Raw genomic sequence first — 12344 nt, forward strand, 5'->3', positions numbered from 1 at the left:
AGGCTGGATAGGGTGGAGCGGTGAGCACCGAGAAGACCGAGGGAACGAACGAGGGCGCCCTGTGGGGGGCGCGATTCGCCAGCGGACCCGCGCCCGAGCTGGCCGCGCTGAGCCGGTCGACGCACTTCGACTGGGTGCTCGCGCCCTACGACATCGCGGGGTCGAAGGCCCACGCCGAGGCGCTCGCCGCGGCGGGCTACCTCGAGGCCGAGGAGCTGACGGCGATGCACGCCGCGCTCGACGAGCTCGCGGCCGACGTCGCGTCGGGCCGCTTCGTCGCCGATCCCGGCGACGAGGACGTGCACGGAGCGCTGGAGCGCGGCCTGATCGAGCGAGCGGGAGCAGAGCTGGGCGGACGCCTGCGTGCCGGCCGCAGCCGCAACGACCAGATCGCGACCCTGGTGCGGCTCTACCTCCTCGACCACGCGGGGGTCATCGCGCGCGATGTGCTGCGCGTCGTCGACGCCCTCGTCGCGCAGGCGGATGCCGCGGGGGACGCGATCATGCCCGGGCGCACCCACCTGCAGCACGCCCAGCCGATCCTGCTCGCGCACCACCTGCAGGCGCACGCCTGGCCTCTCGTGCGCGACCTCGAGCGGCTGCGCGACTGGCGGGAGCGCGCGAGGGTCTCGCCCTACGGCGGCGGAGCGCTCGCCGGATCGAGCCTCGGGCTCGACCCCGCCCTGGTGGCCGAGCGCCTGGGCATGTCCCGGCCCTCCGAGAACTCGCTCGACGGCACGGCGGCCCGCGACATCGTGGCCGAGTTCGCTTTCATCACCGCGATGATCGGCGTCGACGTGTCGCGGCTGGCCGAGGAGATCATCCTGTGGAACACGCGGGAGTTCGGGTTCGTCACGCTCGATGACGCCTACTCCACCGGCTCCAGCATCATGCCGCAGAAGAAGAACCCCGACATCGCCGAGCTCGCGCGGGGGAAGTCGGGACGCCTGATCGGGAACCTGACGGGACTGCTGGCCACGCTCAAGGCCCTGCCGCTGGCGTACAACCGCGACCTCCAGGAGGACAAGGAGCCGGTGTTCGACTCCGTCGCGACGCTCGAGGTGCTGCTGCCCGCCGTGGCCGGGATGATCGCGACGCTGCGTTTCGATACCGCGCGGATGGCCGAGCTCGCCCCGCAGGGCTTCTCCCTCGCGACCGACGTGGCGGATTGGCTCGTGCGTCGCCGGGTTCCCTTCCGGGAGGCGCACGAGATCTCCGGTGCTCTCGTGCGCATGTGCGAGCAGCACGGCATCGAGCTTCACGAGGCCGGCGACGAGATGCTGGCAGCCGTCTCCGTCCACCTCGAGCCGTCTGTGCGGGAGGTGCTGACGATCGAGGGATCCGTCCGGAGCCGCAGCGCGGCGGGCGGAACCGCTCCCGAGCGGGTGTCCGAGCAGCGGGCGGAGCTGATCGCACGGGCGCAGAGCGCGGGGCACGACCTCGGGCTATAGGTCTTATTTTCTGCATAAATAAGCTTTATGCTTATTCCATGGCGATATCGGTGCTCGCAGACATCGTGGGCTCGCGACGACTCGACGACCGGTCGAGCGCCCAGCGCACGATCGAGGCGGCGATCGACCGTGTGCACGGCGACCTGCCGGTGGCCGTGCAGCCCCTCGCGCCCACGGTCGGAGACGAGTTCCAGGGCGTCTTCGGAGAGCTCGAGCACGCCCTCGCCTCGGTGCTGCTCCTGCGCCTCGCGCTCCCCGACGGACTGGAGTGCCGGTTCGGCGTGGGCGTCGGCGACATCCGCACGGTCCCCTCGGCGGCGGGGGCGATTCCCGAAGGGCCGGGGTGGTGGGCCGCGCGGGAGGCGATCGAGGTCGTGCACGCGCGCCAGCAGCGCGCCGTCCCCGCGCTGCGCACGTGGGTTGTCGGGGGCGGGGAGGAGGATGCCCTCATGCACCGGCAGATCTCCCTCGCCAACGCCTACCTCCTCAGCCGCGACCAGGTGGTGGGCGCCATGGCGGAGCGAACGCGACGCCTCGTGTACGGCCGATGCCTCGGTCGCACGCAGAAGCAGCTCGCCGAGGGCGAGGGGATCACGCAGTCCGCGGTGTCGCAGGCGCTGACCTCGTCGGGTGCGGCAGGGGTCGTCGAGGGCTACCGCCTCCTGATCCGGGCGGGTGCCGCGTGATCGCCGCGGGCCTCGTGCTCCTCGCCCTCGGCCTCGCCGATCTCGCGCGCCAGGCGGTGCACCGCCACCGGTGGGTCGCGCTCGCCGCCGTCCTGATCGTCGTGCTGGCCCTGGGCGTGGTCGTGGATGCCGTGCCCGCCGCCGCGATGGCGCTCGCCGTCACGACGGGGTGGGTGTGGCTGATGCCCGTGGGGGCGCCCGCGCGGGCGGGCGTCTGGCCCGCCGTGGCCGTCTTCGGCCTCGCCACCGCGAGCGTGGCGTGGATCGCGCCGCGCAGCGAGCCGGGACTGATCGGCCCCGTCTGGCGGATGCCGGTCCCCGGCGGAGAGCTGACCCCCGACCACGCCGTGCTCGTGATCGGGGCGGCGGTCTTCCTCCTCGAGAGCGCGAACGTCGTGGTGCGGGCGGCGCTCGGCACGCACGCCCTCCCCGCGCGCACGGGCGGGGAGCGGACGCCCCGGAGCGCCGAGCCCCGGCATCCCCCTCCCGTCAGCGACGGCTTCGTCATCCCGCCGCGCCCGCCGCTGCCCGGCGCCCCGGCGCGCGACGAACCGCCCGAGCCGGAGGGCGGGTCGGCCGACGACGCCGTGCCGCTGCCCGAGCGGCCCTCGCTCAAGGGCGGTCGCCTCATCGGTCCCCTGGAGCGGATCCTCGTCTTCGCGCTGACGCTCGCGGGTGCCTACGCGCTGCTGGCGGCGGCGCTCGCGGCCAAGGGCATCGTGCGCTTCCCGGAGATCTCCCGAGACGACGCCGGCGACCGCGCCGAGTACTTCCTCGTCGGCAGCCTCGTCAGCTGGGTGCTCGCGCTCGCCTCGGCCTTCCTCGTCTGGTGGGGGTTCGGCCACGCGCGTTGAGCCCTCGGGCGACCGAGGCGCGGGGATGCCGCTGGTAGCCTCGAAGACGTGCCCACCGACCCCTCCGATGCCGTGCTGCGCGCCGTGACCCCCGCCAACGATCCGTCGTTCGACAACGTCTGGGACGAACTGGTCTGGCGCGGTCTGGTCCACGTCTCCACCGACGAGGAGGCCCTTCGCACGCTGCTCGGCGGCGCCCCGATCGTGTTCTACTGCGGGTTCGACCCCACCGCGCCGAGCCTTCATCTGGGCAACCTCGTGCAGCTGCTGGTCATGCGGCGGCTGCAGCTGGCGGGTCACCTGCCGCTCGGTCTCGTGGGGGGCTCGACCGGCCTCATCGGAGATCCGCGGCCCACCGCCGAGCGCACCCTCAACACGCCCGAGACGGTGCAGGAGTGGGTCGCGAAGCTGCGGGCGCAGATCGAGCGCTTCCTGAGCTTCGAGGGCACCGGGGCCGCGCGCGTGGTCAACAATCTCGACTGGACCGCCCCGCTGTCGGCGATCGACTTCCTTCGCGACATCGGAAAGCACTATCGCGTCGGCACGATGCTGAAGAAGGACGCGGTCGCCGCCCGCCTGAACTCCGACGCAGGGATCAGCTACACCGAGTTCAGCTACCAGATCCTGCAGGGCATGGACTACCTGGAGCTGTACCGCACCTACGGCTGCGTGCTGCAGACCGGCGGCAGCGACCAGTGGGGCAACCTCACCAGCGGAACCGACCTGATCCACCGCGTCGAGGGCGTCTCGGCCCACGCGATCGGCACTCCGCTGATCACCAACAGCGACGGCACCAAGTTCGGCAAGAGCGAGGGCAACGCCATCTGGCTGGATGCCGCGATGTGCAGCCCCTACCGGATGTACCAGTTCTGGCTCAACACCGACGACGCCGACGTCATCGAGCGCCTCAAGATCTTCACGTTCCTCACGCGCGAGGAGATCGAGCACTACGCGCGGCTGGTGGAGAGCGAACCGTTCCGCAGGGCTGCGCAGAAGCGCCTGGCCCACGAGGTGACGGCGCTCGTGCACGGGACGGATGCCGCGGCATCCGTCATCGCCGCCTCCGAGGCGCTGTTCGGACAGGGCGACCTGCGCGCGCTCGACGCCCAGACTCTTGCGACCGCGCTGCGGGAGCTGCCCCACGCGGAGGTCGAGGCCGGCACGGGCGTCGTGCACGCGCTCGTGGAGACCGGGCTCGTGCAGAGCCTCTCTGAGGCACGGCGCGCGATCGCGCAGGGCGGGGTGTCGCTCGACGGCGAGAAGGTCGCCGATGACACCGCCGTCGTCGCCGGCTCCCTGCCCGGGGGCGTATCGGTGCTGCGGCGGGGGAAGAAGACGCTCGCCGGGCTGTTCCTGCGGAACTGATCCGTGCCGTTCACGCCGAGCCATGCGGTCGTCGCGCTGCCGTTCGTGCGCACGCCGCTGGTACCGGCCGCGATCGCCGTGGGGGCGATGACCCCCGATCTGCCGATCTTCACTCGCGGGTACCTCCTGCGGTACTCCGCCACCCACGACCTCGCGTGGCTGCCGGCGACGCTCCTGCTCGCCCTCGTCCTGCTGCTCGTGTGGCGCTGCGTCCTGCGACCGGCCGCGCGGGAGCTCTCGCCGTCATGGCTCGCGGCTCGGCTGCCGAGCGAATGGGACCGCGGGGCCGGGCGTGCGCTGGCGGAGACGCTCGGCGGGGGCGTGCGGGGCATCCTGCTGCTCGTCGCCTCCCTCGCGATCGGCGTGGTCTCCCACATCGTCTGGGACCTGTTCACCCACCACGGGCGCTGGGGCGTGCGGCTCCTGCCGGCTCTCGACACCGGCTGGGCGGGCCAGCCGCTCTACGCCTGGCTGCAGGATGCGTCGTCGGCGCTCGGGCTGGGGATCCTCGCCGTCGCCGGGGTGCTGTGGCTGCGACGCCGCCCGGCGTCGCCCCCCGTCCGGCGGTTCCCGCGGCTCGTCCGGTGGACGTGGTGGGTTTCCCTGCCCGTCGTGCTCGCGGCGGCCGCGGTGCGGGGCTACGCGGTCTTCGGGCCCTTCCGCCCCGGATTCGGCATCGAGCATCTCGCGTATCTCGTGCTGCCCCCGGCCGCCGCGCTCTGGGGCGTCGCGACGCTCGTGCTGGCCGTCGCCGTCGCGCCGTCGCGCCGTCGCGTCGACGCTGAGCGCGGCCGGGGAGGGGGTCACGCCCATCTCGGCTCGTCCCGTCCCCAGGGCCGCGGCGGGTCGAAGCGTGTCGGACAGCCCGGGTAGCGCAGCGCCGGGGCGGCGGTGGTCACGGCAGTCCCGTCGACGACGAAATCCTGCAGGTGCGGGGTGGGGTCAGGCTCGGCGCTCCGTGGCCGGTGCGGAAGCCGCGGCATCCCGAGCAGCTCGGCGGCCATGCGGCGCAGCGACGTCTGCACGAGCCAGGAGCCGCCCTCGTCGCGACGGCGGGCGAGGGCGCGCATGACGCCGGCCGCGAGCAGATAGCCCGCCGAGTGGTCGAGGGCCTGCACGGGGAGCGCGCCGGGGCGGACGCCGTCGTCGGATTCGACCCGCGCGATGCCGGAGGCCGCCTGCACGATGCTGTCGAACCCGCGGCGGGAGCGCGCCGATCGCTCGAAGCCCCACGCGGAGAGCCGCGCGACGACGATGCCGGGATGGCGGGCGGCGAGGGTGCGAGGATCGAGACCCCAGCGAGCCGCGGAGTCGGGGCGGTAGCCGTAGACCACGACATCCGCGCGGCCGAGCAGCTCGTGCAGGCGGGAGGCGGCCGCGGCCTCCCGCAGGTCGAGGAGGGCGGAGCGCTTGCCGTGCCCCGTGTCGAGGTGCTGCCACGGCGCCTCGGGGTGGGTGACGGGGTCGATGCGCAGCACGTTGGCGCCGGAGAGGGCGAGGGTGCGCGTCGCGATCGGGCCGGCGATGACGCGCGTCAGATCGAGCACGCGTATCCCTCGCAGCGGCGCCGACGGGGTGGGGCCGGGCAGTGGATGCCGCGGGTGCGCGCCCAGGCGCCGGGTCGCGACGAGCGGGCAGTCGCGAAGCGCGGCGTCCCGGACGGGGACTTCCTCCCGCACCCGTGCGGCGACCCCGCCCGCCCGGACGATCAGCTGCTCCGCCGCGAGGGCGCTCATACGGGAGAGGGCGGCCGCCAGCTGTGTCGCGTCCGCGTCGGGGGGAAGGAGCAGGGCACGGGTGAGCGCGAGCGCGTGGTGCGCGTAGTTGCCGTGGGTGCGCAGCCAGCCGCTCCGTGTGGGGAAGAACCCGGAGAGGGCGCTCCAGATATCCGGCCGCTCGCCGTGGACGCGGAGATGGCGTTCGCTCGCATAGGCCACCGCCACGCGGTCCGGATCCGGGTGGGGGAGCGCGGCGTCGGCCTCCGTCAGGCGCGCCATCGCGAGCGACGCGTCCCGCACCGCGCGGAGAGCCAGCTCCGGCACCGCTGTCCGAGCGGGGAGCGGAGGCAGCGACTCGGGCGAGGATGCCGTGTGGTCGTGCGGGGGCATGCAGGGAGGCTAGACGCTGCACACCCCGGGGCGCGAGGTCCGATCCGCCGGCGGTGGCACGACCGCTCCGTACCGCGGAAACACGGGCGACACGCCCGGGATGCCAGGCTGATTTGCCCAACCGGAAACCTCCGCGTAACTTATTACTTGTTCGCCCCACAGGGAAGCGGAAAGGCCCGAGAGCCTCACCCCCCTCAAGCGGAGAACCACCCCCTTTCGAACGGACCTTCACTTGAGGGTCCAGACCCCTGGGTCTAGAATGGGGTTCCTGCTCACTCGAGCACCGTCTCTTCAGGCTGGCCGGATCGAATCCGACGAAAACGCCGATTTGACAAGCCGAGCGAAACGGATAAGATAGAGAAGTTGCCCTGCGGAGCAGCCGAGAGGCCAGAACGCAGGAGCATCCGATCCTTGAGAACTCAACAGCGTGCACTTGTCAAATGCCAAAAAACCTCGCGGTCAGCTTAGCTGATCGATGAGATTCTTTTGAGATTAAACGGATATGTCAGTAATGACATCCGATCGTCAGATCAAACTCGCTGCCGCCGAACCCATTCCGGTCCGGCTGTAGCAAAAATTCTTTACGGAGAGTTTGATCCTGGCTCAGGATGAACGCTGGCGGCGTGCTTAACACATGCAAGTCGAACGGTGAAGCAGAGCTTGCTCTGTGGATCAGTGGCGAACGGGTGAGTAACACGTGAGCAACCTGCCCCGGACTCTGGGATAAGCGCTGGAAACGGCGTCTAATACCGGATACGAGCTGCGAAGGCATCTTCAGCAGCTGGAAAGAATTTCGGTCCGGGATGGGCTCGCGGCCTATCAGCTTGTTGGTGAGGTAATGGCTCACCAAGGCGTCGACGGGTAGCCGGCCTGAGAGGGTGACCGGCCACACTGGGACTGAGACACGGCCCAGACTCCTACGGGAGGCAGCAGTGGGGAATATTGCACAATGGGCGAAAGCCTGATGCAGCAACGCCGCGTGAGGGACGACGGCCTTCGGGTTGTAAACCTCTTTTAGCAGGGAAGAAGCGAAAGTGACGGTACCTGCAGAAAAAGCGCCGGCTAACTACGTGCCAGCAGCCGCGGTAATACGTAGGGCGCAAGCGTTATCCGGAATTATTGGGCGTAAAGAGCTCGTAGGCGGTCTGTCGCGTCTGCTGTGAAAACCCGAGGCTCAACCTCGGGCCTGCAGTGGGTACGGGCAGACTAGAGTGCGGTAGGGGAGATTGGAATTCCTGGTGTAGCGGTGGAATGCGCAGATATCAGGAGGAACACCGATGGCGAAGGCAGATCTCTGGGCCGTAACTGACGCTGAGGAGCGAAAGGGTGGGGAGCAAACAGGCTTAGATACCCTGGTAGTCCACCCCGTAAACGTTGGGAACTAGTTGTGGGGACCATTCCACGGTTTCCGTGACGCAGCTAACGCATTAAGTTCCCCGCCTGGGGAGTACGGCCGCAAGGCTAAAACTCAAAGGAATTGACGGGGACCCGCACAAGCGGCGGAGCATGCGGATTAATTCGATGCAACGCGAAGAACCTTACCAAGGCTTGACATATACGAGAACGGGCCAGAAATGGTCAACTCTTTGGACACTCGTAAACAGGTGGTGCATGGTTGTCGTCAGCTCGTGTCGTGAGATGTTGGGTTAAGTCCCGCAACGAGCGCAACCCTCGTTCTATGTTGCCAGCACGTAATGGTGGGAACTCATGGGATACTGCCGGGGTCAACTCGGAGGAAGGTGGGGATGACGTCAAATCATCATGCCCCTTATGTCTTGGGCTTCACGCATGCTACAATGGCCGGTACAAAGGGCTGCAATACCGCAAGGTGGAGCGAATCCCAAAAAGCCGGTCCCAGTTCGGATTGAGGTCTGCAACTCGACCTCATGAAGTCGGAGTCGCTAGTAATCGCAGATCAGCAACGCTGCGGTGAATACGTTCCCGGGTCTTGTACACACCGCCCGTCAAGTCATGAAAGTCGGTAACACCTGAAGCCGGTGGCCCAACCCTTGTGGAGGGAGCCGTCGAAGGTGGGATCGGTAATTAGGACTAAGTCGTAACAAGGTAGCCGTACCGGAAGGTGCGGCTGGATCACCTCCTTTCTAAGGAGCATCTGGAACTCCTCGGAGTTCCCAGAGCCCGCTCGAGGCGAATGTCTTCGAGGGGTCAGCTCATGGGTGGAACATTTGACGAGGTGCCGTTCGCAGATCTCGAACTCAGTACGCCGCTTGCGGCTGGAACGGTTCTGGTGATGCGGCCGGCACATGCACGCTGTTGGGTCCTGAGGGACCGGATGCCTCTTCGGAGGCGACCAACCTCAGGGCCTTTCTGGCTGTCCGAAGGACAAGCGGGAAGGTACCGCCCGTACTTTGAGAACTACACAGTGGACGCGAGCATCTTTGAGATGATCTCGTCATCAGACGAACCGGCTTGCCCGGGGAGTCCGATGAGGAGTCATTTCACATAGATGATCTTTATAGATCATTAGTCAATTTCAAACCGGATTTCGATCCGGGCCGAAGAGACGAACTCATGTGATTTTCAAGTCTTTAAGAGCAAACGGTGGATGCCTTGGCATCTGGAGCCGAAGAAGGACGTAGCAATCTGCGATAAGCCTCGGGGAGTTGATAAGCAAACTTTGATCCGAGGGTGTCCGAATGGGGAAACCCCGCTGGGCGGCGTGCCGACCCAGTGACTCCCGCCTGAATATATAGGGCGGGTAGAGGGAACGTGGGGAAGTGAAACATCTCAGTACCCACAGGAAGAGAAAGCAACCGCGATTCCGTTAGTAGTGGCGAGCGAAACCGGAACAGGCTAAACCGAGTACGTGTGATATCCGGCAGGAGTTGCGTATTCGGGGTTGTGGGACTTTTCATGCTGCTCTGCCGAGCAGCGAGCGTGATGCGACGATATAGACGAATAACCTTGAAAGGTTAGCCACAGTGGGTGCCAGCCCCGTAGTCGAAATGTCTGTCACAGCGCGAAGAGTATCCCAAGTAGCACGGGGCCCGAGAAATCCCGTGTGAATCTGTCAGGACCACCTGATAAGCCTAAATACTCCCAGATGACCGATAGCGGACAAGTACCGTGAGGGAAAGGTGAAAAGTACCCCGGGAGGGGAGTGAAATAGTACCTGAAACCGTTTGCTTACAAACCGTTGGAGCAGCCCTAGCAGCTGTGACAGCGTGCCTTTTGAAGAATGAGCCTGCGAGTTAGCGATATGTGGCGAGGTTAACCCGAGTGGGGTAGCCGTAGCGAAAGCGAGTCTGAATAGGGCGATTCAGTCGCATGTCCTAGACCCGAAGCGAAGTGATCTATCCATGGCCAGGCTGAAGCGACGGTAAGACGTCGTGGAGGGCCGAACCCACTTAGGTTGAAAACTGAGGGGATGAGCTGTGGATAGGGGTGAAAGGCCAATCAAACTTCGTGATAGCTGGTTCTCTCCGAAATGCATTTAGGTGCAGCGTTGCGTGTTTCTTGCCGGAGGTAGAGCTACTGGATGGCCGATGGGCCCCAAAAGGTTACTGACGTCAGCCAAACTCCGAATGCCGGTAAGTGAGAGCGCAGCAGTGAGACTGTGGGGGATAAGCTTCATAGTCGAGAGGGAAACAACCCAGACCACCAACTAAGGTCCCTAAGCGCGTGCTAAGTGGGAAAGGATGTGGAGTTGCCTTGACAACCAGGAGGTTGGCTTAGAAGCAGCCACCCTTGAAAGAGTGCGTAATAGCTCACTGGTCAAGTGATTCCGCGCCGACAATGTAACGGGGCTCAAGCACGCCACCGAAGTTGTGGCATTGACATTATTGGTAGGCCTTCGTGGTCCAGCCGTGTTGATGGGTAGGAGAGCGTCGTGTGGCCAGCGAAGCGGCGGTGTGAACCAGCCGTGGAGGCTACACGAGTGAGAATGCAGGCATGAGTAGCGAAAGACATGTGAGAAACATGTCCTCCGAAAGACCAAGGGTTCCAGGGTCAAGCTAATCTTCCCTGGGTAAGTCGGGACCTAAGGCGAGGCCGACAGGCGTAGTCGATGGACAACGGGTTGATATTCCCGTACCCGCGAAGAACCGCCCAAGCTAATCCAGTGGTGCTAAGAGTCCTAGCTCGGAATGTTCGGATCCCTTCGGGGTGATGACGTCCTTGTGAACGCTCGACCCCATGCTGGTGCGGCTAGCGTATTAACAGGTGTGACGCAGGAAGGTAGCCGGTCCTGGGCGATGGTAGTCCCAGGCCAAGTGTGTAGGCCGAGAGATAGGCAAATCCGTCTCTCACATAGGCTGAGACACGAAGGGGAGCTGTAACAGGCAAGATCCGGTGATCCTATGCTGCCAAGAAAAGCATCGACGCGAGGTTCAAGCGGCCCGTACCCCAAACCGACTCAGGTGGTCAGGTAGAGAATACCAAGGAGATCGAGAGAATCGTGGTTAAGGAACTCGGCAAAATGCCCCCGTAACTTCGGGAGAAGGGGGGCCTTCGACGTATAAGGACTTGCTCCGAAAGCGTTTGGAGGCCGCAGAGACTAGTGGGTAGCGACTGTTTACTAAAAACACAGGTCCGTGCCAAGTCGCAAGACGATGTATACGGACTGACGCCTGCCCGGTGCTGGAAGGTTAAGAGGACCGGTTAGCCGCAAGGCGAAGCTGAGAATTTAAGCCCCAGTAAACGGCGGTGGTAACTATAACCATCCTAAGGTAGCGAAATTCCTTGTCGGGTAAGTTCCGACCTGCACGAATGGCGTAACGACTTCCCAACTGTCTCAACCGCGAACTCGGCGAAATTGCACTACGAGTAAAGATGCTCGTTACGCGCAGCAGGACGGAAAGACCCCGTGACCTTTACTACAGCTTGGTATTGGTGTTCGGTGTGGCTTGTGTAGGATAGGTGGGAGACTTTGAAGCATGGACGCCAGTTCATGTGGAGTCATTGTTGAAATACCACTCTGGTCACTCTGGATATCTAACTTAGAACCGTAATCCGGTTCAGGGACAGTGCCTGGTGGGTAGTTTAACTGGGGCGGTTGCCTCCCAAAAAGTAACGGAGGCGCCCAAAGGTTCCCTCAACCTGGTTGGCAATCAGGTGTCGAGTGTAAGTGCACAAGGGAGCTTGACTGTGAGACTGACAGGTCGAGCAGGGACGAAAGTCGGGACTAGTGATCCGGCAGTGGCTTGTGGAAGCGCTGTCGCTCAACGGATAAAAGGTACCTCGGGGATAACAGGCTGATCTTGCCCAAGAGTCCATATCGACGGCATGGTTTGGCACCTCGATGTCGGCTCGTCGCATCCTGGGGCTGGAGTAGGTCCCAAGGGTTGGGCTGTTCGCCCATTAAAGCGGTACGCGAGCTGGGTTTAGAACGTCGTGAGACAGTTCGGTCCCTATCCGCTGCGCGCGTAGGAAGTTTGAGAGGATCTGACCCTAGTACGAGAGGACCGGGTTGGACGAACCTCTGGTGTGTCAGTTGTTCTGCCAAGAGCACCGCTGATTAGCTACGTTCGGGATGGATAACCGCTGAAAGCATCTAAGCGGGAAGCCGGCCTCAAGATGAGACTTCCATGCCTTCGGGCGAGAGGCTCCCAGCCAGACTACTGGGTTGATAGGCCGGATGTGGAAGCGTGGCAACACGTGAAGCTGACCGGTACTAATAAGCCGATGACTTGATAATCACCTTCCTAGGTGCTTGCGTCCACTGAGTGGTTCTCGATGTACGGTCGGGAACCGCATGACAATGACTTTTGTTGTGCAGACTGAAACATCAATAGTGTTTCGGCGGCCATAGCGAGAGGGAAACGCCCGGTCCCATTCCGAACCCGGAAGCTAAGCCTCTCAGCGCCGATGGTACTGCGGGGGGGACCCCGTGGGAGAGTAGGACACCGCCGGACTTCTTTC

At 65.0% G+C, this 12344-nt stretch carries 6 protein-coding genes and 3 rRNA genes; 8 read left to right on the forward strand and 1 reads right to left on the reverse strand.

What is annotated here, in order from left to right:
* Positions 1 to 20: 20 nt before the first annotated feature.
* Genes argH through ACIGCK_RS03785 form a run of 5 tightly spaced genes read left to right on the forward strand, consistent with a single transcriptional unit; the run spans position 21 to position 5229 of the window.
* Complete coding sequence (gene argH, locus ACIGCK_RS03765) at positions 21 to 1451, forward strand: argininosuccinate lyase (RefSeq protein WP_396663859.1); 1431 nt, start codon at positions 21 to 23, stop codon at positions 1449 to 1451.
* Positions 1452 to 1489: 38 nt separating this feature from the next.
* Positions 1490 to 2137, forward strand: a complete 648-nt coding sequence (locus tag ACIGCK_RS03770; protein WP_396663861.1) for a SatD family protein — start codon at positions 1490 to 1492, stop codon at positions 2135 to 2137.
* Complete coding sequence (locus ACIGCK_RS03775) at positions 2134 to 2991, forward strand: hypothetical protein (protein ID WP_396663863.1); 858 nt, start codon at positions 2134 to 2136, stop codon at positions 2989 to 2991. Before ACIGCK_RS03770 ends, ACIGCK_RS03775 begins: the two co-directional genes overlap by 4 nt.
* 48 nt (positions 2992 to 3039) lie before the next feature.
* Positions 3040 to 4356 carry a tyrosine--tRNA ligase gene (gene tyrS, locus ACIGCK_RS03780; protein ID WP_396663865.1) on the forward strand — a complete coding sequence of 439 codons (1317 nt, stop codon included), beginning with the start codon at positions 3040 to 3042 and terminating at the stop codon, positions 4354 to 4356.
* Between the two features lie 3 nt (positions 4357 to 4359).
* Complete coding sequence (locus ACIGCK_RS03785; RefSeq protein ID WP_396663867.1) at positions 4360 to 5229, forward strand: DUF4184 family protein; 870 nt, start codon at positions 4360 to 4362, stop codon at positions 5227 to 5229.
* Here the strand turns inward: ACIGCK_RS03785 and ACIGCK_RS03790 are convergent.
* On the reverse strand, positions 5160 to 6464 hold the full coding sequence (locus ACIGCK_RS03790; protein ID WP_396663868.1) for a CoA transferase: 1305 nt from the start codon (positions 6462 to 6464) through the stop codon (positions 5160 to 5162). The genes ACIGCK_RS03785 and ACIGCK_RS03790 overlap by 70 nt on opposite strands.
* A 580-nt stretch (positions 6465 to 7044) precedes the next feature.
* Here ACIGCK_RS03790 and ACIGCK_RS03795 point away from each other — a divergent pair.
* The 3 genes from ACIGCK_RS03795 to rrf all read left to right on the forward strand — a co-directional run bounded on the left by ACIGCK_RS03795 (position 7045) and on the right by rrf (position 12337).
* A 16S ribosomal RNA gene (locus tag ACIGCK_RS03795) occupies positions 7045 to 8566 on the forward strand.
* 437 nt (positions 8567 to 9003) lie between these two features.
* A 23S ribosomal RNA gene (locus ACIGCK_RS03800) occupies positions 9004 to 12120 on the forward strand.
* 100 nt (positions 12121 to 12220) lie between these two features.
* Positions 12221 to 12337: ribosomal RNA gene (gene rrf, locus ACIGCK_RS03805) — 5S ribosomal RNA — on the forward strand.
* Together the 16S, 23S and 5S rRNA genes form the textbook arrangement of a ribosomal RNA operon.
* Positions 12338 to 12344 lie beyond the last annotated feature (7 nt).

The organism is Microbacterium sp. NPDC078428, from assembly GCF_044542535.1.
In the GTDB taxonomy this organism is placed as follows: Bacteria; Actinomycetota; Actinomycetes; order Actinomycetales; family Microbacteriaceae; genus Microbacterium; species Microbacterium limosum.